This is a genomic window from Mucilaginibacter sp. SG538B, from assembly GCF_013376065.1.
Lineage (GTDB): Bacteria > Bacteroidota > Bacteroidia > Sphingobacteriales > Sphingobacteriaceae > Mucilaginibacter > Mucilaginibacter rubeus.
In genome coordinates, this window is record NZ_JABMJI010000003.1 from 1142180 (window position 1) to 1165481 (window position 23302).

Annotated in this window: 16 protein-coding genes; 11 read left to right on the top strand and 5 right to left on the bottom strand. The window is 41.8% G+C overall.

Annotation, left to right across the window (positions count from 1 at the left end; genetic code table 11):
• Positions 1-32 precede the first annotated feature (32 nt).
• From FHW88_RS20815 to FHW88_RS20840, 6 genes are all read left to right on the top strand, one after another.
• On the top strand, positions 33-1160 hold the full coding sequence (locus tag FHW88_RS20815; protein WP_176627742.1) for a zinc finger domain-containing protein: 1128 nt from the start codon (positions 33-35) through the stop codon (positions 1158-1160).
• A 158-nt stretch (positions 1161-1318) separates the two neighbouring features.
• Positions 1319-1768: an SRPBCC domain-containing protein gene (locus FHW88_RS20820; protein WP_129570707.1), complete on the top strand. Its 450-nt coding sequence runs from the start codon at positions 1319-1321 to the stop codon at positions 1766-1768.
• Complete coding sequence (locus tag FHW88_RS20825) at positions 1749-2075, top strand: ArsR/SmtB family transcription factor (protein WP_176627743.1); 327 nt, start codon at positions 1749-1751, stop codon at positions 2073-2075. The genes FHW88_RS20820 and FHW88_RS20825 overlap by 20 nt, the downstream gene beginning before the upstream one ends.
• Positions 2072-2521 carry an SRPBCC family protein gene (locus tag FHW88_RS20830; protein WP_176627744.1) on the top strand — a complete coding sequence of 150 codons (450 nt, stop codon included), beginning with the start codon at positions 2072-2074 and terminating at the stop codon, positions 2519-2521. Before FHW88_RS20825 ends, FHW88_RS20830 begins: the two co-directional genes overlap by 4 nt.
• Positions 2522-2922: 401 nt before the next feature.
• The gene (locus FHW88_RS20835) at positions 2923-4278 is read left to right on the top strand and encodes a Gfo/Idh/MocA family protein (RefSeq protein WP_112654170.1); all 1356 of its coding nucleotides are present in this window, start codon (positions 2923-2925) and stop codon (positions 4276-4278) included.
• A gap of 81 nt (positions 4279-4359) precedes the next feature.
• A complete protein-coding gene (locus tag FHW88_RS20840) occupies positions 4360-5406 on the top strand; it encodes a PmoA family protein (protein WP_176627745.1) in 1047 nt (348 codons plus the stop codon).
• 250 nt (positions 5407-5656) lie between these two features.
• Here the strand turns inward: FHW88_RS20840 and FHW88_RS20845 are convergent, their stop codons facing one another.
• On the bottom strand, positions 5657-8212 hold the full coding sequence (locus tag FHW88_RS20845) for a TonB-dependent receptor domain-containing protein (protein ID WP_176627746.1): 2556 nt from the start codon (positions 8210-8212) through the stop codon (positions 5657-5659).
• 332 nt (positions 8213-8544) lie between these two features.
• On the opposite strand from FHW88_RS20845, the gene FHW88_RS20850 reads away from it, so the two are divergent.
• Complete coding sequence (locus FHW88_RS20850) at positions 8545-9603, top strand: sensor histidine kinase (protein ID WP_090532951.1); 1059 nt, start codon at positions 8545-8547, stop codon at positions 9601-9603.
• Positions 9600-10343 carry a LytR/AlgR family response regulator transcription factor gene (locus tag FHW88_RS20855; protein ID WP_090532953.1) on the top strand — a complete coding sequence of 248 codons (744 nt, stop codon included), beginning with the start codon at positions 9600-9602 and terminating at the stop codon, positions 10341-10343. The genes FHW88_RS20850 and FHW88_RS20855 overlap by 4 nt, the downstream gene beginning before the upstream one ends.
• A 273-nt stretch (positions 10344-10616) precedes the next feature.
• On the opposite strand, the gene FHW88_RS20860 is transcribed toward FHW88_RS20855, so the two are convergent.
• The gene (locus tag FHW88_RS20860) at positions 10617-13163 is read right to left on the bottom strand and encodes a glycosyl hydrolase 115 family protein (protein ID WP_176627747.1); all 2547 of its coding nucleotides are present in this window, start codon (positions 13161-13163) and stop codon (positions 10617-10619) included.
• A 443-nt stretch (positions 13164-13606) separates the two neighbouring features.
• On the opposite strand from FHW88_RS20860, the gene FHW88_RS20865 reads away from it, so the two are divergent.
• From FHW88_RS20865 to FHW88_RS20875, 3 genes are read left to right on the top strand one after another with little or no spacing between them, the layout of a single operon-like run.
• Positions 13607-15739: an alpha-N-acetylglucosaminidase gene (locus FHW88_RS20865; protein ID WP_176627748.1), complete on the top strand. Its 2133-nt coding sequence runs from the start codon at positions 13607-13609 to the stop codon at positions 15737-15739.
• A 55-nt stretch (positions 15740-15794) separates the two neighbouring features.
• The gene (locus FHW88_RS20870) at positions 15795-17156 is read left to right on the top strand and encodes an alpha-L-fucosidase (RefSeq protein ID WP_090532959.1); all 1362 of its coding nucleotides are present in this window, start codon (positions 15795-15797) and stop codon (positions 17154-17156) included.
• A 17-nt stretch (positions 17157-17173) separates the two neighbouring features.
• A complete protein-coding gene (locus FHW88_RS20875; RefSeq protein WP_255485383.1) occupies positions 17174-18628 on the top strand; it encodes an alpha-L-fucosidase in 1455 nt (484 codons plus the stop codon).
• A gap of 306 nt (positions 18629-18934) precedes the next feature.
• On the opposite strand, the gene FHW88_RS20880 is transcribed toward FHW88_RS20875, so the two are convergent.
• Genes FHW88_RS20880 through FHW88_RS20890 form a run of 3 tightly spaced genes read right to left on the bottom strand, consistent with a single transcriptional unit; the run spans position 18935 to position 23099 of the window.
• On the bottom strand, positions 18935-19969 hold the full coding sequence (locus FHW88_RS20880) for a LacI family DNA-binding transcriptional regulator (RefSeq protein ID WP_176627749.1): 1035 nt from the start codon (positions 19967-19969) through the stop codon (positions 18935-18937).
• A gap of 33 nt (positions 19970-20002) precedes the next feature.
• On the bottom strand, positions 20003-21520 hold the full coding sequence (locus FHW88_RS20885; protein ID WP_176627750.1) for a right-handed parallel beta-helix repeat-containing protein: 1518 nt from the start codon (positions 21518-21520) through the stop codon (positions 20003-20005).
• A 25-nt stretch (positions 21521-21545) separates the two neighbouring features.
• Entirely contained in the window at positions 21546-23099 is a 1554-nt protein-coding gene (locus tag FHW88_RS20890) for a right-handed parallel beta-helix repeat-containing protein (RefSeq protein ID WP_176627751.1), read from the bottom strand.
• Positions 23100-23302: the final 203 nt, after the last annotated feature.

Sequence of the window (23302 nt, forward strand, 5' to 3'; positions counted from 1 at the left end):
TCTGCAACTATTCCTAAATCTATATTTTCGAGATGAACAACCAGGTTAATCCGTCAGCAATAAACAATTCTTTAAATTGTTCGGGCTGCGGAGCGTTACTGCACTTTAATCCCGGCACTCATAATTTGCTGTGTGATTACTGTGGCGTGAGCAACGCCATTGAAAGTGCCCCCGACAGCCGCGATATTCTACCTTATGATTATGAGGAATTTGTCGCCGGTATTGACAACAATAAACAAAGTGCCGATCTTAAGGTAGTGAATTGTAAAAGCTGCGGCTCGCAAACCATCCTCGATCAGTTTGTAACCTCGGATAAATGCCCGTTTTGCACAGCTCCCCTTGTATTGGACCTGGAAAGCGGACAGCAATATGTGCCGCCTCATTATATTTTGCCATTTGTCATTACCCAACAACAGGGTGTTGATTTCTTCAAAAAATGGCTTAAAAACCTTTGGTGGGCGCCAAATGACCTGGCTAAAAAGGTAAGCGATGCATCATCAGCACTAAAAGGTGTTTACCTGCCACACTGGACATACGACACCTATACCATAACCGATTATAGCGGTGAGCGCGGCGATTATTACTATACCACCGAAACTTATACCGAAACCGTCGACGGAAAAACGCAAACCAAAACAAGGCAGGTACGCCATACTGACTGGTCGTATGCTTCGGGAAGAGTAGAGTGCGATTTTGGTGACTTGTTGGTACCCGCCAGCAACTCACTGCCTGAAAAAACGCTTGCCAAACTCGGGCCCTGGAATTTTAATATGCTAGTTAAGTTTGATGAACGTTATATGAGCGGCTTCCGTTCCGAAACTTACCAGTTAGGCCCGGAACAAGGTTTTACTAAAGCGGCCGAACAAACTGTTGGTACTATAAATTCGGCCATACGAGACGACATAGGCGGAGACGAGCAAAGAATTAACAGCACCGATACCCAATATCTTGATAAAGCTATAAAATACCTGATGTTACTGGTTTGGATAAGCGCCTATAACTACAATAACAAGATTTATCAATTTACAGTTAATGCCAGTACCGGTGAAGTTATCGGCCAGCGCCCGGTAAGCGCCATTAAAATTATCCTGGCCGTGATTTTTGTAATTGCTTTAATAATAACTGGGGTGATATTGTATCAAAATGCCCAGGCTGCATAAAAAACTGCTCTAAAGCACAAAGCATCCAATCATTTTTTAGTAGAGATGCATCACATGCGTCTCTACATTTTTAATAAGACATCCAAAATAAAAATGAAAATAAATTTGCGTAACTCACAAGTTACATATAAATTTGAGTAACTTAAAAGTTACCTATCATGGCAAAAATCATTCAGCACCAATTATTTTACCCGCATCCACCCGCAGTGGTTTGGGAATTTTTAACCGATCAGGAACTGATATCGCAATGGCTCATGCCCGGCGATCTGAAACCTGTACTGGGTCACGAATTTCAGCTTAAGGCCAAACCTATGCCCGAAATGGATTTCGACGGGATTTTTTATTGCAAGATCCTGGAGGTTATCCCCTTCAAAAAACTTTCTTATTCATGGAAATTCGGCCCGGGCAATGGTGAACTAAGCAACTCGACAGTGAACTGGATGCTAACCGAAAAAGATAATGGCACCGAACTTTTGCTGGTACACCGTGATTTTGCAGATTCTGTAAACCCGTTGATGTTTAGCTCGATGGAAAAAGGCTGGTTGGTGCTTATCAACAAAATGCTGCAGATCATAAACGCAGAAAAAGATGGAACAGCACAGGCTTGATGTATTCCAGGTAATTGCCGATCCGAGCAGGAGGCAGATCCTGCACCTGCTATCAAAAGACAGCCGTACAATCAACTCACTGGCCGAGAACTTTGATATGAGCAGGCCGGCCGTTTCAAAGCATATCAAAGTGCTTTACAATGCCGGTTTTATCTCTATACAAGACATCGGCAGGGAAAGACATTGTGTGTTGAAGCAAGACGGCTTTAAAGAGCTACAGGCCTGGTTAGCCTACTATGATAAATTCTGGGGCGATAAACTAGACAAACTGGGAGCTTTAATGAACGATAAAATGAACAAAAAATGACAGATCACGATTTAACTATAACCATTTCGGTAGATAAAACCTCTAAAGAGGCTTATGATGCTATCAATAATGTTCGCGGATGGTGGTCGGAAGAAGTTAAGGGCGGCACAGAAAAACTCAATGACGAGTTTATCTACAAAGCCAGGGACCTTCACCGCTGTACCATGAAATTAACAGAAGTGATCCCCAACCAAAAAGTGGTTTGGCTTGTGCTGGATAACTATTTTAGTTTCACCAAAGACCAAACCGAGTGGAAAGGCACCAAAGTGATCTTTGAAATTTCCGAACAGGACGACAAAACACAAATCCGCTTCACCCACCAGGGTCTGGTTCCACCTCATGAATGTTATGAGGTTTGCTCAAACGCCTGGGCCGGTTATATTACGGGAAGTTTGTACAACCTCATTACCACAGGTAAAGGAGAGCCTAATCCTAAAGAAAGTTAGTTAAAATCTGAAAGTTTCGAACAACTTTTAGGCAAGAAAGCGCCTTTCATGAAAAATGAAAGGCGCTTGAGGGTTTTATCAATTAGGGTTTTATCTCAAACTTCATACTGCTATAAATTTGGGTTGCTTAACCAATTAGCTTAATTAAATATTAACCTATTACATTTTTAAACCAGGACACTATTTTGAGGAAATCTGATCTGCAAAAAACAGTATTATTGTTACATTAACATTTAAAAACACTATTGCTTTTTAATTCTATTCTTCGATATTTGATTTAGCCGCGCATAAGCGCCGGTTTTAACCAGTTTACCTTTTAATCAGCAAAAAATACAGGTACCTGCCCCCTGACGTACCCATATTTTGAAGAAAAACAACCTGCAAATAAAACTATTTACTACATGGAAAAATCACGCCGTACCTTTATCAGGCAGGCCTCGTTAGCCGGGGCCGGAATTATGCTTGCCCCCAAAAGTTGGAGCGCACAAAGTTATAAACGTATCATTGGCGCCAATGACCGGGTCAGGGTTGGGGTGGTAGGCTTTTCAGACAGGCACAAAAGTTCGCACGTGCCCAGTTTCATGAACCATTATAAAGAACTCAACTTTGATGTAGTAGCAGTATCTGATATCTGGAACAAGCGGCGCGAGGAAGGCTCTGCCCTCTGGAAAGAAAAAATGCAGCACGATGTAAAAGCTTACCGCAATAATGAAGAATTATACGATAGTAAAAGTGTGGACGCTGTATTCATCAGCACTGCTGATTTTCAGCATGCACGCCATGCTATTGAAGCGGTGAAGGCCGGCTGCGATGCTTATGTAGAAAAACCATTTGCCGAAACCATGGAAGATAACCGGGCAGCCTTAAAGGCAGTAAAGGAATCGGGCAAAATTGTGCAAATTGGATCGCAGCGCAGAAGCGGCGCTAATTATCATGCGGCCAATGAATTTATCAGTTCGGGCAAGTTTGGCCCTATCACCATGGTTGAGCTTACCTGGAATGTGAACCAACCCGGACGCTGGCGCCGGCCGGAGTTATTAGGACAGCTGAAGGAACAGGATACCGACTGGAAACGTTTCATCATGAACCGGCCTTATGAAGATTTCGACCCGCGTAAATACTTGGAGTACCGCCTGTTCTGGCCATATTCGTCAGGACTACCAGGGCAGTGGATGAGCCATCAGATTGATACTGTACACTGGTTTACGGGCTTAAAACACCCGCGTAGTGTAGTTGCCAACGGCGGCATCTATATGTGGAAAGATGGGCGCCGCAACTGGGATACCATACTGGCCGCTTTTGATTACGGTCCGCTTAATGATCCTTCAACCGGCTTCCAGGTTACTTTTGGCTCACGCATGCACAATGGCGATGAGCACCCAGCCGAAATTTACTATTCAAACGGCGGCGAGCTTAACCTCATCACCAATACAGTATCGCCAAAAGGAGGTCTTACTCAAAAAATGGCCGATGCCATGCATATGAAGGCAAACCTGCTGCCTGAGATTAGCCTGGCTAATACCGAAAAGGTGGTAGCATCAGCCAATACCGGAGGTGATATACTTACTTCAAACCACGTACGCAACTGGATGGAATGCGTGCGCAGCCGTAAGCAGCCAAACGCCCCGGTTGAAGCTGGTTACAGCCATTCGATAGCCAATATCATGACCAATGCAGCTGTTCATACCGGCTACAAGGCTACTTTTGATGAAGCTACCCAGGAGGTAATGGCTAATGGAAAAGTTTTTAAATATTAATAGCTGGATAGGTCACAAACATTATTGACATCGGCTGTGCCTTGCCATCAGCGCACAGCCTTTTTAACCTTACATCAAGCAATGAAGATCATAAAAAAACTGGGACTTGCCGTTGCCGCAAATATGCTATTGTTTCCTGTAGTACACGCTCAAAAAGCCGAACCGGTAAGGCTGGTAAAAGCAACAAATAATAAAATAGATATCCTGATAGGTGGAAAACCCTTTACCAGTTTCCTGTATTCGGACAGTTTAGAAAAACCCGTTCTTTATCCTTTGCGGTCGGCAAACGGCACATTGGTAACCCGCGGCTTTCCGCTAGCCCCACGACCCGGCGACCCTACAGATCACCCGCATCACATAGGGTTATGGTTTAACTTTGAAAACCTGAACGGTCTGGATTTCTGGAATAACTCCTATGCCATACCTGCGGCTAAAAAGAGCAGTTATGGCTGGATCCGCACCGACAAAATTTTGGAAACAAAAGATGGGACAAAAGGCATATTAGCCTACCATGCAAACTGGACAGATCAGCAAAAACAAGTAATACTGGAAGAGCAAACCCGCTTTGAATTTAGCGGAAATGCCCGGGAACGGATCATTGACCGTGTAACTACGCTTACTGCGGATAAGGACGCTCTTTTTAAAGATGCCAAAGATGGCATGCTTGGCCTGCGTCTGGCCCATGAGCTGCAAATCCCTGACCCTGCCGACCAGAAATTTACTGACGATAAGGGTAATGTTACCATAGTAAAAGGTGGTACCGATAAAGTTGCCAACGGTACTTACCTCACCAGCGAAGGCAAAACAGGTAACGACGCATGGAGCACCCGCGGCGTATGGTGCAAGGTATATGGTAAAATTGGAACCGATTCGGTAAGCGTTACCATTATCGATCATCCTCAAAACCCTAATTATCCTACTTTTTGGCATGCCCGTGGCTACGGTCTGTTTGCAGCCAATCCGCTGGGCGAAAAGGTGTTTACCAACGGCAAATCTGAAAAGAACCTGACTTTAAAGAAAGGCGAATCGGTAACATTCAGGTATCGGATTATCATACACAATGGGCCGCAAACTAACAGCGCAGCGCAATTAAACCAGGCTGCGGAGGCTTTTAAGTCATTTAAATAGCATCACCATATCAAACAAACCGGTCCGGGATATTTATCAGAATTACTTTTTATCATTTTTAAATATCCCGGCAGGTATGTCACGGCCCGCTGATCCCGGCGCAAGGTTCAGGTAATTACGGGGTTGTTACTTTTCGTTTCAGTCGGGCTGTGTGTCGTTACCGGCATCAGTTCGTTGGATATAGCCCATATAGCCATCATTTTACCGTGATAAGGGTATTACTCAAAAAACTCTCCCTCAATATTGTCTATCAATTTTGCGCCCCTTGCCCATTGCTGTCACCCTGTTTTAAATCATCATTGTTAACGCCGCGTTTCTTCTTAGGCATCTGCGGACCAAAATTCATTTTACCGAAATTGTAGGCAAAGCTAACGCCAAAAGATCTGAACGGCACTGAGAACCTGCTGCTTTGACTAAGCGGGCCGCTATTGATATTGGAAGTAAAGTCTTTATAATCCTTAAATGGCTGGGTAATGTTCAAACCAATAGTTCCGCGTTTTTTCCAAACATCCTGCTTCAAACCTATCACCCATAAATTGAAAGAGGGGTTTGTTCCCTGGAAAGTTCTCCTTGCCGAGTTCTGGATCAAAAAAGTTTCGGCAGACAAAGCCTTGTTTATTTTTACTGTTCCGCTAATGAAGGCATTGTACTGAACATAGGTAGACTGGCTTGCTTGCTGTAGGCTACTGATCACCTGCGGTTTATAGGTAAATGCATTAACGTTGCCCCGTATGGTTAGGACCTTGAACAATTCTGTTGAGCCAAAGAAGGTTACACCAACGGAATTATTGTTACCCACGTTAAGGTAATTGGTGAGGGAAACATCCCTGGTAACCGGGTTCCCGTTATTATCCACCGTGGTGTAAGGCACTGTACGCACGTAGCTTTCAATAATATCATCGGTCTTCCTATAATAGACGGAGGCATTGATCACACTGCTTTTGATGAAGGTAGAATAAGTCATTTCCACGGTCTGCGTAATTTCTGGCGACAATTCCGGGTTACCCTGCGTTTGGTTGAGAGGGTTGCTGGTATTCAGAAACGGGTTTAAATATTGCAGGCTCGGCCGCTGGATACGCTTACTATAGCTTAGTTTCAGCGTTTGGGTAGGCGTTAAAGCCTTTGAAATCACAAAGCTTGGAATAAAATTGGTATAGGTATTATCAAAAGGTGCCAGGCCCGCACTGACATTACCCGAATTTCCATTAATTTTTGTATTCTCTAACCGGGCACCTGCCTGTACAGTAAAACCATCTTTCAAATTTGCAGTAAGCAAGCCGTAGCCCGAGTACACGTCCTGGTCGTAACTATAGGTGTTGGATGTGGCCGTATTAAATACGTACGCGCCTGAAGCATCTGGATTGAAAAAATCGTATTCGCTGGATATCCTCCTTAAAATACTTTTCGCACCTGTTTCCAGCTTAAATACCCTGCTGATTGGTAGTACGTAATCCAGCTGGTAAGTATACTCGTTATTGGTACCGTTATTAACCGCACGCTGGTTTTGGGTAAAAGCAGAATATTCTGACAGATAGTTTACATCTGATGTGCCATGTGTCCATTGAAAAGCAAAGCTTAATTCTTCACCTTCCTTTTTAAACTTATGGGTAAAATCGTTATTCCAGTCAAAGTTGGAGACTTTGAATTCGTTGCTTGTTAAGGCTGTATAATCGATATTTCCCTCTGATGCAGAATTATTGCTATTGACCGAGTTACCTTTATTTTTAAATGCCCCTCCCCTTAGGCTAAAAGTAGAGTTAAACGTGTTTTGATCATTAAAATCATATCCCAAAGATGCCGAGCCATTGGTAAAATGACGATTTGATGTACTTTGCCCGTTTGACGAGGATGATGTACCCAGTTCGGTATTTTGACTGTTAAAGGATTGATAGGTGGTTTGCGGCCATCCAACGTTATAACCAAGGTTAGCTGTAATGCTTAATTTATTTTTGTTAAAATTGATATTTCCGCTCTCATTGTTTTGACGGGTACCTATACCCATATTGATAGAGCCGCTTACACCGGCAACCTCCTTCTTCTTGGTAATAATATTGATAATGCCGGCCGAACCTTCCGCATCGTATTTAGCCGAGGGCGCCGTTATCACTTCAATATTCTTGATCTGATCGGAAGGCATGGATTTCAAAACGTCGCCCGCGTTGGTTACCAACGCTCCTGAAGGCTTGCCATTGATCAGTATCCGTACGTTCTGATTTCCGCGGAGGGAAACATTCCCGTCCATGTCAACCGAAACCATGGGCACTTTGCGCAGGATATCAGAAGCATTGCCGCCGGCACTGGTTACATCTTTTTCTGCATTAAAAACTAATTTGTCAATGTGGTTTTCCACCAGGGCTCTTTGCCCGGTAACCTGAACATCAGCCAGCATCTTAGCGCTTGGCGAAACGATGACCTGCCCAAGGTTTCTGTCGGTTTTGGCTCCCGTTAAAACAACGCCGTCAATTGTTTTGGTGGAGTAACCTATAAAAGCGATTTGGACGCGATAAGTTCCCGGCGCCACACCAGTGATTTTGAAACTCCCTTTCTGATCTGCCAGGCTACCGTTCACTGGAGCAGTTGTACCTGCTTTAAATAAGCTTACTGTCGAATAGTCCAGTGGCTTTTTAGTCAGGGAGTCTATTACGGTTCCGAAGATAGTTCCATTACCCAAAGAGGCACCTGATGGCGGGCCTGCGGGCTGTTGGGCTCGCACGGTCCCTGCTGCCAATAAAAACCAGGTTATCAGTTTCAATGCCCGCAGGCTCGTTGTATTTTTTAAGTTGAACTTGTAATTTTCAGTTCCCATATTCGAGATTTTGAAACAAAACAAAGTAAATACATTGATCAAAATCTGCAGAATAGACGGATCGGCCTTAATAATAGACCAAACGAACGTTAGAGTCTATGGCTTTGTGATTGGAGGAATTTTCAATATAAGCTATAGATCAAAGTTGTCATTCTGTCTATTAATTCCTGTAAACCATCTATTCCTTAAAAAAAATAAAAAAACATTTTGTCATTTGCAGCATCCCGGTGAGATGGGATTTAGTTGATTACTGTATTTGATACAGTATGGTGCGTTTTGCCTGAGAAACAAAACGCACTTTTTTCCGCTATTTTTATGGTAAAATTCGCGATATGGCTTTTTCAGGCTTAAAGAAGATCTTTTTCTCAGTTCACTTTTATATAGTGGCCTGTTTATTAGCGTTAATGTTATTCCCATTATCCTGGCCCTTAAAACTCCCCGGTGAATTTTGGATCAAACAGGTATTGATACATTTGGTATGGGCAACATTATTCTATGCCAACCTGTTTTATTTTACTCCCCAATTGATTTACAAAAACAAGGCTGTATTATTTGTTCTTTTGATGATAGCTATTCTCGTCTCCGTTGTGTACTTAAACAATTGGTTAGATGAAATAACCGGTTGGAAGGCTGTATTTACCAAAGTTTACAAAAACCCGGCTAAAAAATCATCTGACGATAACCATGTTTATAATTATTGGACTATCATAACTGCACTTGTTTTACTCGGAGTAAGCACAATCATCGCGGTCTCCCGGAAGATCAAGGCCGACCAGGAAGCCTTCCGTGCCACCGAACAGGAAAAAATCAGCTCAGAGCTTTCTTTTTTAAAAGCGCAGATCAATCCGCACTTCTTTTTTAATATCCTGCATACCATTTATGCACTCGCCGATAGCAACCCTGTGGCGTCTAAAGATGCGGTTTACACGCTTTCGCATATGATGCGTTATGTTATTTATGAAACCAAGAACGATCTGACCGACCTGGAAAAGGAGATCAAATTTATTGAGGACTATATCAAGCTGATGAAGCTGAGGCTGAGCGATGATGTACAGATCATTTTTGAAAAACAGGTCAACCTAAAAAATCATGAAATAGCCCCCATGCTTTTCCTGCCATTTGTTGAAAATGCCTTTAAGCATGGCATCAGCGGTGTACACCCAAGTTACATTTATGTAGAGATCAGCCAATCTGCCGACGAGCTGAAGTTGGAGATCAGGAATTCCCTTTTTGAAGAACAAACGGCTCAGTTGGAAGATAGTAATGGCATCGGTATTGTCAATACGAAAAGAAGGCTCGACCTGCTATATCCCGGGCGCTACACATTATCGGTTGACCGCGACTCCAATATCAGGGAATTCATTGTAAATTTAACGTTCCGATTCAAATGAAAATTGACTGCATAGCTGTAGACGACGAACCGATAGCTTTAAAGCTAATTACTTCGTACATTGAACAAACCCCGTTTTTAAATTTACAGGGTAGGTTCGGCAACGCTATCGAAGCGCTGAAAGCTATTCATCAACAACCCGGCCTTCAATTGATATTTTTAGACATTCGGATGGCCGACCTAAGCGGTGTTGAGCTGGCAAGGATCATAGAGCAAACCGGAAAGAAAAAAGGTCCGCGCGTTATATTTACAACGGCTTATGATCAATATGCTTTAGAGGGCTTTAAGGTGAACGCGTTAGATTACTTATTGAAACCGTTTAGTTTTGTTGATTTTTCAAAGGCGGCTGCTAAAGCATATGATTATTTTGAGATTTTGGAAAGCGCTCAAAATAATATAACTCCCGGAACGCCTGTTGAAAAGAACTATATTTATCTTAAGGTCGATTATCAGCTGGTAAAAGTTAACATAGCAGACATCCTTTATATCGAAGGACTTAAAGATTATGTAAAGATTTTCCTGGCGAACCAGGATAAACCCTTATTGACCCTCACAAGCCTGAAAAACCTTGAAGAGAAACTCCCGGCCAGTATTTTCCTGCGAATCCACCGCTCATTTATCGTATCCAAAGAAGCAGTCAAATCCGTTACCAAAAATTCTGTCCAGATTGAAAATACTACGATACCTGTAACCGAACAATATAAAGAAGTTTTTACCACATTCCTGAAAGATTGGTCTTGATCATCATTGGTTGTCTATCAGGGGTTAAATATTTATGAGCCGGCATAACCCTCGTTTCTCCAAAATGGCTCTGCATGTTCCAATACAAACTTTACAGATCCTGCCATAAAGGAATGGAGTTTTGCATGGGTCGTAGACGCCCATCCTACTTTGTGAAATACTTTAAGAAGCACACGCAGCAATCACCTGCTGATTTCCTCAGGAACGGTTTCCCGAATATGTCTTTTCTTTTGGGACCGTCGGCTTTGGGAATAAATAAAAAAGTTAAGGACGCTAATTTTTATAAAATGAAATTTTATCAATTACTACGCCAGGGTCAATAGCCCTGATAGATAATTTATGTGTCCCGGTGGTTAATGCTGGTAAGTCTATTAATGCACTAACGTAATTATTTCTAATACCCTGGTTACGGTTGGGTCCATTCTCATCTTCCTTGCCATTTGACCCCGGCACTTCTGTTGTTGAAATAAATTTATTATCAACTAAAATGGCTACCCTTAATTGCATACCCGGATAAATTCTAAAAGTTGGCATAAAATCAATCCTCACCTTTGCTGAATTACCATCAGTTTTAAAATTGTAATTCAATGTTGGAGCTTTTACATCACCAGGTTTCCATAATAAATTAAGGTTAACCGGTGTCAATGCCATAGCCTGGCCGCTATTGCCCAATCCTGGTATAACCGACCATTTTGCGGTTCCAGCTGTGGTTTGTTCATCGGCAGATGAAGCGTTTCTTGTTATATCCGCCTGAATTGCTTTTTTGGTGGTATCCGGTTTCCTGGTTTCAGCCCATGGCCATGCTACCTGGCTATTCCATGATAGAAGATTTTGACCGGTTACTGTTCCCGGCATCATATATTGCCATTTCCCCCCTGCTATTTTATTGTTGTAATTATCAACTTCGGATTCCAAAGCAGCTTTAAGGCGATCTATCTCGACCTGATGGGCAGCTTGATTTGCGCCATAAACAATTGCCCTGTCATGCATAAATATAAGTCCGGTTTCTGCCATGATACGGGCCGGAAAACCAATCATTTCTGTGTAAGGATCCTGCTTATTTAAAGGTACAGACTTTGCTACAGAAGTTTCAAGATTTAATAATCTCTGATAATCAGCTTGTAATTGCACAGCTTCGTTATCCGACAAAGAAATAGCCCAATCACGATTCATTAATTCAGGTTTTCGTACTGTGCCTAAACGATAAAATTCTGTAAGCAAATTGTTAAGCGTAGTTACATTTTCATTAAAATGTTCTGTGAGAAATGTTTTTAAAAATTGGGGTTGTGCATCCGCCTGTTGACTTTCCGGGTTCCATGATAAGCGTGAAAAATAGTCGATCCCCAATTCCATCGGTTTAACATCACCTACGTTAATCACCCACATCGTCCGGGCCTGATTTTCCCAGGCCTTATGAAACTCTTCCCACATCAATGCCGGGGCGGTAGAATTGATCCAGGTATACGAATGAGGACCACCGTAGTAAGATAAGTGCCAGTATAATCCGCTTCCGCCAGACCGCTTCCTTTCGGTTGGATTCGATAAGCGGCGAATGTACCCAAAATTGTCATCTACCCAAATCAGAGTTACATCATCAGGTACCTTTAAGCCGGCATCATACACAGGCAATACCTCTTTATAAGGAACAAAACATTGGGCAACAGGCCCCCATTGTTTATTGACGTATTGATTAATAAGATCTCGCTGGTCTTTAAATACCTTTTCCAAAAGGGTTATCCTTTCAGGTATACCTGACGGAGGCGATTCCATACCACGATCATGTATACCGCGTATACCCATTGTCCAAACTGCTTCTTTGTCTTTTCTATCCTTAGCAGTTTCTTTCCAGTATTTATAAATACTATCAGGATTAGTGCTATAATTCCAGACACCTTTAAGTCTCTCGTTCCAATGCACGTTATTATACAGCATCGGTTCGCAATGTGATGAACCTGCAACAATACCATAATGGTCGGCCAAAGCTACATTCTCGGGAGTGTCGCCAAATTCTTTAGACACTTCATGCATAGCAGGCCAAATATAGTTGAGCCGCAAACGCAACATCAATTCAAATAATTTTTCATATGTTTTGGGGCCAATGCCGTGTGCAAAATCCTTTTCAAAGTTTTTCCTCGCCCATTGATTTATTCCCCAGTCTTCATCATTAATAAAAATACCGCGATATTTAACTGCCGGTTCATCCCAAGTTGGTTTAGGTACGGAGATCGTAACTATTTTTCTTTTAGCAGTAGGAACATCTGCCCACCAATGCCACGGCGATACACCTATTTTCCTTGAAATTTGTAAGAGTCCATAAACTGTCCCTCGTCTATCGCTTCCAACTATAATGAGCGCTTTTTTTACACCAGGTGCGGGGTTGTTAACTATTTGCCATAATGAAGCCTCCCAACGGCCTCTAATTTTATTAATATCTTTGATCTTGTGTGCAGCTATCAACCTATCAATAGCTGGGCTTTTACCAATAGTGCCGGCAATAATCATTTCACCGGCGGGGTGTTGCAAAGTAGTAATAGCAGGCGAAGTTCCGGTAACCTGTTTTATATCGTCAGCAAAAAAGCCAGCCGCAAGTTTCACCGCCTGGTAATCAGAATTATCAATAGCTAAACTTATACTTTTTTGAGCAGTGGCCACTGTAATATCTGTTGATTTTGAGGCTAAAGCAGTTTTTACACTCAAATTTTGAGCACTAACGCTTATTGTTGTTAAGGTTACCAGTAACAGTAGCGGTGTTGCTTTTAATATACTGCGGTTATAATATTTATAATAACTTATGCGGGTATTCAAGAGTAATTTTAACATTTATAATATTGTATCATGTGACCATATTAAAAATCAACCGAACTCGTGAGTTAAACCACCAGTTTGGTTAGGTTATTAATATCCGTAATTCTGCTCTAATTTAGCGCCTTTATTCCATTTTTCAGCGGCCGTTATAAGCCGTTATAAGCCGTTATAAGCCGTTATCGGCGGTCTACAATTAATTGTAATATCGGCTACATTTTTTTCACCCTATCATAAAATAGCCCAGGCTGTTAATGTCAATCGGGGTTGCCCCGGCAGGATTAGCATTTCGCCCGCTCTATATTTGATAAAAAACAGTGAAAACTTACGCAAACGTTTGTCTTTGCAGTAACAAACGTTTGCGTAAGTTTCAAGGCGTCAGGGCATAGAATTATGCATGTTCTTTCCATTAAATTTTAGTTAGTTTCGGACATATTAACAGAAAAAACCAACAAATTTTTATGCGAAAACCAACCTGTCTGCTACTTTTATTATTGCCTATACAGCTTTTAGCGCAACAATTTGATCCTGTAAAAGCACTGGTTAAAAGGCGCGCGCCGTGGTTAAGCAACCATATCGTTTTTGAACCCTTAAAAAACACCAGTTCAGAAATAGTTGAACTGCAAACCATCAAGAATAAACTGGTTATCCATGCTTCAGGAGCCAATGCGGCAGCTGTTGGTATAAACTGGTATTTAAAATATTACTGCCATCGTTCTATGTCGCACATGAGTGATAACATGTCGCCCGTGTTTCCTATTCCTAATGTTAACAAAAAAGTAACCGTACAAGCTGCGGCCAAGTATCGTTATGCGTTAAATTATTGCACCTATAACTATACCATGAGCTTTTATAGCTGGCCCGACTGGGAACGGGAGCTTGACTGGATGGCGTTAAATGGTGTGAACACCATGCTTACTGTTGAAGGTATGGAAGCGGTATGGCAAAACACATTGAGGAAAATAGGATACACTGAAAATGAAATTAACGGTTTTATTGTTGGGCCTGCTTATACCGCATGGTGGCTGATGGGAAATATTGAAGGCTGGGGAGGTCCCATGCCGCAAAGCCAGATAGACAACAGGAAGCTGATTCAACAGAAAATGATGAAGCGGATGCAGGAGTTGGGTATACAACCTGTGTTGCAAGGTTTTTATGGCATGGTGCCAAGCACATTAAAAAACAAAAGTAAAGCACATATTATTGATCAGGGTACCTGGGGTGCTTTTAAAAGACCTGATATACTTGACCCTACTGATCCTGAGTTTAGCCGCATTGCCGGCATCTACTATAGCGAAATTCAAAAATTATACGGTAAGAACATCCATTTTTTTGCCGGCGACCCTTTTCATGAGGGTGGTAAAACGGAAGGTGTTGATTTGAAAAAAGCAGGCACTGCCATACAGGCATCGATGCAAAATTACTACCCCGGTTCAACATGGGTATTGCAGGGCTGGCAGGATAATCCCAAGCAGGCCATGCTTGATGGCCTCGATAAATCAAAAGTATTAGTACAGGAGCTTTTTGGTGAATTTACCAACAACTGGGAAAAACGTAAGGCTTATGATAATACACCATTTATATGGTGCAGCGTTAACAATTTTGGCGAACGGCCTGGCGTATATGGAAAACTGCAGCGCTTTGCCGATGAGGTATACCGTGTCCGTAAAAGCACTTACAGCAATTATCTTAAAGGTGTGGGGATTATGCCTGAAGGCATCAATAACAACCCTCCTGATTATGACCTGATGCTTGAACTGGGCTGGCACCAGGAACATGTGGATACCCGGAACTGGATCGATAAATACGCTCTATATCGTTATGGTAAAAGCAATGGGCATGCAAGTAATGCCTGGCAAGGATTTTTACAAACCATTTATCAAAGCCTTCCCGGTTACCAGGAAGGGGCTGGCGAATCCATTTTTTGCGCAAGACCCGCACTTAAAGTTAAATCAATTTCCAGTTGGGGTACGCTCACTCGTAATTATGACACGGTTGCTTTTGCAAATGCGGTAAAAGAATTTGCAAAAGCAGCACCAGATCTTAAAAATTCGGCCACTTATAAAATAGACCTCATCAATATGGTGCGGCAACTGCTGGCTAATAAAGGCACGCTCACATTTAATGAAATGGTAACTGCTTATAACAGCAAGAATCTGCAAACATTTAACGCAGCCAGCGCAAAATTCCTGCATATGATAAGGCTGACAGATGACCTCTTAAATACCGATCAATATTTCAGGCTCAACACCTATCTCAAACAAGCTATAGATAACGGCAATACCGCGGAAGAAAAAGCAAACAATTTAAAAAACGAATTAATGCAAATTACCTATTGGGGCGAAAATGTGCGTACCGAAGACAATCTGCATGAGTATGCTTATAAAGAGTGGGCCGGCCTGATGGATAGCTATTACTTGCTCCGCTGGGAGATTTATTTTGATTATCTGCGCAGCAATTTGCAAGGTAAAAACGTTCAGGAACCTGATTACTTTTCCTGGGAACGAAAATGGGTGGACGACAACCAAAAGCTAAACCCTGAAAAGCCTCAAAGGCCTTTACTGGAAGTGGTTGATGAAATTTTATCAATGTAAAAACATCGCCCTTTTTTAACACTCTTTCTTAAAACTGACGTCAGCTATCCTCCAAATGAAAAAAACGTTAACAGGTATTTTATTGGTTTTTATTGCATTTTCCCCTTTATATGCCCAAAAGAAAATAGGAACAGAAACACCCGAACAAAAAGCCAAACGTATGTCCTGGTGGACTAATGACCGCTTTGGTATGTTTATCCATTGGGGGCTTTATTCGCAGGCGGCAAGGCATGAATGGGTAAAAAGATGGGAGCGCATGACGGATGCGCAATACCAGCCTTATTTTGATGAGTTTAATCCAGATTTGTTTAATCCCAAAGAGTGGGCAAAGAAAGCTAAGGCAGCCGGGATGAAATATGCTGTGCTTACTACTAAACATCATGAAGGGTTTTGCCTGTTTGATTCAAAATATACTGACTACAAGGCTACTAAAACCGCTGCTAAAAGAGACCTTGTAAAGGAGTTTGTTGATGCATTTAGAGCCGAGGGTATAAAAATAGGTTTTTATTATTCACTGTTGGATTGGCATCACCCAGACTTTACCGTTGATGTTTTACACCCCCTGCAACCGGCAAGCGAAAAAGATGAGGATTATGATAAGCTGAACAAAGGCCGCGATGTGGCCAGGTACCGCACCTACATGCATAACCAAATTAAAGAACTGCTTACCAATTACGGCAAAATTGATATGCTATGGCTCGATTTTTCGTACCCTGATAATGGCAAACATGGGAAAGGGGCCAAAGACTGGGGATCTGTTGAACTCGTTAAAGAAATAAGAAAATTACAGCCCAATATTATAATTGATAACCGCCTCGATTTAAATGAATACCAGGATGGTTGGGATTACCTGACACCCGAACAGGTAAATTTATCGGAGTGGGTCAAAAAAAACGATTACAAAACTTATTGGGAAACCTGCCAAACGTTTTCTGGTTCCTGGGGTTATTTCCGCGACGAAAACAGCTGGAAAAGTACCACGCAATTAATTACCATGCTGATAGAGGCTGTAAGCAAAAGAGGTAACCTGTTGCTTAACGTGGGCCCTACTGCACGCGGTTTATTTGATAAACGTGCTAACGAAAGGCTGGACGGAATAGCAGCCTGGATGAAATATAACAGCCGCTCCATTTATGGATGTACCGAAGCTCCGGAAACCTTTGTAGCCCCGGAGCACACCCTGCTTACCTATAATGCAAATACCCGGCGCTTATACGTGCATTTGTTAGCATATCCCGGCAAAACACTTACTTTACCAGGCTACAAGGATAAAGTAAAATACGTTCAGTTTTTACATGACGCGTCGGAGATACAACAGGATAGCAAATCAAAAGGCACAGGTAACGACCTGATATTAAATCTACCGGAAACCAAGCCCGATAGTGAGATACCGGTAATTGAATTGGTTTTAAATTAATGTTTACTCATCTACCTATGAAAACAAAACTATCAATGTATTATATCATCATGATCCGAAAACTTTTACCCTGCCTGTTTATTTTAGGATGCAGCCAGGCGGTATTGGCACAAAACGAACATAAAATGTCAGATACGTACCAGTTTCCTAAAGATTCGCTGGTACGGCAAAAACTTGCCCGCTGGCAAGACAAAAAGTTTGGTTTATTTATGCACTGGGGAACATACAGCCAATGGGGTGTGGCCGAAAGCTGGACTATTTGCCCTGATGACTGGGTTACACGTACCGGCCCCTACAGCAATGATTATTTCGCCTATAAAAAAGCATACGAAAACCTCCAAACCACCTTTAACCCTGCCAATTTTAACCCCGAAAAATGGGTTAAAGCGGCCAAGGCTGCGGGGATGAATTACGTGGTGTTTACCACTAAACATCACGATGGTTTTAGCATGTTTGATACTAAACAAACAGATTATAAAATTACCGACCCTAAAACTCCGTTTTCGAAAAATCCGCGAAGCAATGTCACCAAAGAAATATTTAACGCCTTCCGTAACGACAATTTTATGATCGGGGCATATTTTTCCAAACCCGACTGGCATAATGAAAATTATTGGTGGCCTTACTTTCCTCCTAAAGATCATAATGTAAATTACGATCCGCAACGATATCCTGAACGCTGGCAAAAATTTAAAGATTTTACTTACAACCAAATTGAAGAATTAATGACCGGTTATGGTAAAATAGATATTTTATGGCTCGATGGCGGCTGGGTACGGCCATCAGTTACAAAGGATAACGACCCGCAACATTATAACCAGGACATTGATATGGCCCGGATAGCAAAAATGAGCCGCAGCTATCAGCCGGGTTTGATTATGGTAGACAGGACAGTGACCGGCGAATTTGAAAACTATACCACGCCCGAACAGGAAGTACCGGACAAGCCCTTATCCTACCCATGGGAAACCTGTATGACCATTGGCAAATACTGGAGTTATGTTCCTGATGACGAATTTAAGCCCAGCCGCCTATTGGTGCAAACGCTGATAAAAATAGTTTCAAGAGGAGGTAACCTCTTGCTTAATATAGCCCCCGGACCGGATGGCGACTGGAATCCCCTTGCCTATCAAAGGTTACGGGACATTGCAGATTGGATGAAAATTAACGAAAAAGGAATTTACGCTTCCGAACCTGTTACACCTTATTCTGTCGGAAACATATACTTTACAAAGTCAAAAACAAAAAACACATTATATGCCTTCTGGCTATCAGAAAAAGATAATGTAACCCTTCCGGCCGAGGTAAGTTTCCCTGTAAGCAATATTAAACGGATTAAAAAAGTAAGCCTGTTGGGCAGTACTCAAAAGTTAAAATGGGGCTATCAAAACGGGCAGTTGAGTATTCAAATTCCCAAATCTTTAAAAAGCAACACATTAAAGTATAGTGCCACTTTTGCATTGGAATATTAAAGAGTATACAAACGAAAACCTATCAACCTCTACCTTATAAATCCCCAAAAAAAACGAGGCGGTATGATGAGCCTCGCTTTTTTTGGATTTTTCAGATACTAAGCGATATATACTGTTGGGTTGGATTTACTCTATTAACAAAGAGGGGTTAACAGGGTTAACACAATTCAGGGCTAACATCCACATATATATTTAACAATCAACTTATTAAATATAATTTATAAAAAATATGTAAACCCCTTTTTGTATAAATATTACCCGCTAATGCTTTATACAAATCGAACTTGGGACTTTTATAACCTTATCCTATACATTGGGACGTCCTCTATGAGACACCATACTGGAATCAAATACCGCATGGTGGAAAACGGGGGTTAACGATGCTTCATCGATGCGATCATCAATTATTTTAAAAAGTATTTCGGCCGCTTTTACACCCTGCTTTTGGGGAAATTGTTCAATGGACGCCATTGGGGCATTATCCATAAAACTCCAAATAGGAGAATTTGCAAAACTGACAAAGCTAATATCGTGATTGGGAGCCAGATTATAGTTCTTCAACAACTTAATTGCATCGCGTGCCACATAATCGTTAAAAGTGACAATAGCTGTGGGTTTATTTGCTAAAGATAATAGCCGTCGCATGGCATAAGTATTTTGCGCCGACGAAAGATCCGAAGAGACTATCAGGTCCGTATTTACTGCTATCTGATATTTATCAAGCCCCTGCTTGTAAGCATCCAGGCGCTCTTTACTTGCGGCCAGTTGCGATGGACCATTAATTAACCCAATACTACGATGCCCTTTCTCTATTAAACAATCAATGGCCTGTAACATTCCCGATTGGAGATTACAAGCCGTGTAATGAATATCTTCCATAATTGGAATACGGTCAAAAAACACGACAGGAATGTTATATTTTTTCAATTGTTCAAACACTTCATAATTCGTGGTATTTTTGCTTATCGAAATGATAATGCCATCTAACCGATGAGTTTTCATTGTTTCCAGGATGCGTTTTTCCTTATCAGGGTTTTCTAACGATTGCCCAATAAAAACGTTATAATTCCTTTTGCTGGCGTAATCTTCTATCCCACTAAGGGCCGAAGAAAAAAACGCGTCAGAAAAATCCGGAACAATTACACCAATAGTTAATGTTTTTCGCTGTTTAAAAAATACAGCTGTTTGATTTCGCTCATAATTTAGTTCGCTTGCTACCTTATTAACCCGCATGGTAGTTACAAGGCCAATGCTGGGATGGCCATGAAGAGCACGCGACACTGTTGAAGGACTTACTTTTAAGCGTTTAGCTATCTCTTTAATTGTGGGAATCTTTTCCATTTTGTAATCAAGATTAAAAACAATGGGTATTGATTATTGATATGCCCCTTTACTTATCTGCTTATTTACAATACGCGTATTACCATCAAAATCAACCGCACCGTTAACTTCATCAGATATTACTTGTCCGCTATTTTTTGCTGCTGAGGATGATTGCAGGTGAAAATCAAGGCCGGATGTATTGACAAATAAAGGATCTACGCCATATGTTGAACTGGCGTCCCCGCCGCAGGCTGTCTTCCATAAGTTATAGTCGGTATAGGCGACGCCGTTCCAGGTCCACTGCACGGGGCCTGTGGTGTAATACAGGTTATAATCGATGATATTACTCGATCCCCGGTTGGTATACTTATGAATAAACATATCTGATGCGCCACCGTAAATAATGTTATTTTTTATAACGTTATTGGTGCAATCTTCCCTGATACTTATCTCTCCTTCTATTTCGCCAAAGGCACCTAATGCCTGGTTATTATTATATAAGGTATTGTTTACAATAGCCGAGTTACTTGTACCGCCGCCTGTGTAGTTTAGATACCCACCCATATAGATCCCGGAGCACCAACAGTTAAATACCAGGTTATTCCTTATGATAACATGATCGGTAGGGAAGCCATTGGTTTCGCTCACAACACCAATCCCCCTGTCTGTAACGGATACTTTGTTTTTCTCCACTACCACATTTCTGCCGCCGTCTACATAAATGCCTATGGCGCCATGTCCGCCAAGCGGCCCCCTTTTGCTTTCAATGTTATAGAGGGTATTGCCGCTAATAACACCATTACGGGCATAGTTAAGCGCCGGATCGCTATTGGCCGCATAGCCTCCTGCTGCATCTATACCAATATTTTGAGCATTATAAATCGTATTATTGGTAACGGTAAAACCATCAACATAGCCGTTGATGGTTAAATTTTCGCCGTACCCGGTTTTACAATCATGAATGGTATTCCCGGTAACGGTAACATTAGTTACAGGATCGGTAGTATTCCCGATGATCAGTATAGCATTTCCACCTCCATTGAGCGGTAGCTGAGTATAATCAATACCGTATATGGTGTTGTTTTTTATGGTAATATAATCAGATCCGCCTTCAACCATAATGGCTTTAGGGTCGCCCGTAGCGGTTTTGAGGTTGCGTATTTCGAAGCCATCTACAACAATAAACTTTGCCTTATCAATAGTTATCAGTGCTTCCCTCCCGTTAACGCTGAAGGCACTGCCGTCAATTATAGGTGTTTCCCCATGGTAAGCTTTCAACGTAATATACTTATCCATTACGCCAGATTTGGGAAATACAACCTTTTCACTATATACTCCACCCCTTACCATTACGGTATCGCCGGGAATGGTATGTGAAAGCGCGTTATTAATAGTTTGAAAAGGCGCATCGATGGTTCCTTTATTTGACTCCTGTCCGTTGGCCGCTACGTAATAAACATGAGCGTTTCCGGTAGTTGTAACATTACCGCCTGCATCATTCTTTTTACTGCAACCAAATGCCTGTATAGCAAAACCAAGCATTAAAAAAACATAGACATTACATTTCATAAGCATACTTTTTTAATTAAACATCTTACTGCTGTGCGCCTTTACTTATCTTATTATTTACAATGCGGGTATTTCCGTCAATATCTGTGGCGCCATTTATATCGGCAGAAATTACATTTCCGGTATTTTTTGCAGGAGAGGCCGCTTGTATATGAAGATCGGGCGACGAGGTGTTCAGCAAAAGAGGGTCTTGCCCATTTGTTGAATTGACATCGTTACCGCTGGCTGCGCGCCAGGCATTTAAATCGGTATATGGTGCGCCGTTAGTGCTGTTCCAGATCCATTGGGAAGTGCCTGTGGTATAGTATAAATTATTGTCGATAATGTTATTGCTGCCTGTTGTGGTATACTTATGAATAAATACATCAACGGGCCTTGCATAAACTATGTTATTTTTAATCACGTTATTGTCGCAATGCTCCGTAAGCCTGATCTCTCCTTCAATTTCGCCAAAAGCGCCCGGCACACGGTTATTCTGATATAAGGTATTATTTACAACGTAACAGTTTTTAGTTCCGCCGGATGTGTAGTTCAGATAATCGCCCATGTATATACCTGTGCGATAGCAGTTATATACAAAATTATTTCGCACGATGGTGGTTTTGGTTGCATACACGTTGCTTTCACTTACCAGTCCTATCCCCCGGTCGCTGTTGTATACTGTGTTTCTTTCGATAATGGTATTAGCACCGCCGCAAACATAAATGGAGATAGCACCGTACCTGTCGGGGCTCCAGGTTTCCGGGGTCCTGGTCATGGTATTATCGTGAAAAATATTATCACTTATCACTCCATTGCGGGCATAGTTGGTAGATACATCTCCTTTAGGGTTTAAACCATCACCACCGGCAACAATTATCCCGATGTTTTCCGTATCATATACTTTATTATGGCTAAAAACAAAGCCGTCAATATTACCGGCCAGCGTTACATTTTCACTTGTACCGGTCTGCGTGTCATGTACAGTACAACGCGTAATAACTAGGTTAGTAATGGCAGTAGTTCCGTTACCAATTGCCAGTATAGCGTGTCCGCTTCGCCAGTCGTTCAGGGATGCGTTGTTCTTTATGTTATAAATGTTGCAGTTTTTGATAGTGATATCGTGCGAATTGCCATTGATGGCGATCCCTTCAGGATCGGTATTAAAAGTTGAGCTCGTGAGATTGCAGATATCAAAGCCATCCAATGTTATATATCTTACATTGCTCAGTGTAACCAGCGGCACCCAGCCCGAAACAATTATTTTACTACCGTCTATCACCGGCCTTTCGCCGGGGTAAGCCTTCAATGTGATCAACTTATCCATTGCCCCCGATTTAGGAAACACCACCTTATCATAATAGCTGCCGCCTCTAACCATAACGGTATCACCGGGCAAGGCATGATCTAAGGCGGCATTGATAGACTGGAAAGGGGCATTGATTTTGCCCGAATTTGCATCAGAGCCGTTAACTGATACATAGTAGATATGTGTATTACCGGTTGAGACTATTACGTCATTACCTACCGTTTTTTTGCTGCAAGCCATTGCCTGAATGGCAAAAACATGTATTAAAAAGATATTTATATAATGTTTCATTAAATTTATTCTAAGAAAAATTGGCGTAGCAATTGTTTGACATGCATTAAGTTTATTCGCACTTAAAACCGCGCGCAGTACCTGCCCGTAGCAGAAACACGTTTCTGCTACGGAGTACCCTTAAATAAACCCAAACAATTATTAACTACTACTCATATTTATCCCGGGCAACAAGGATATGCCTGGGTTGAAAAATAAACTGT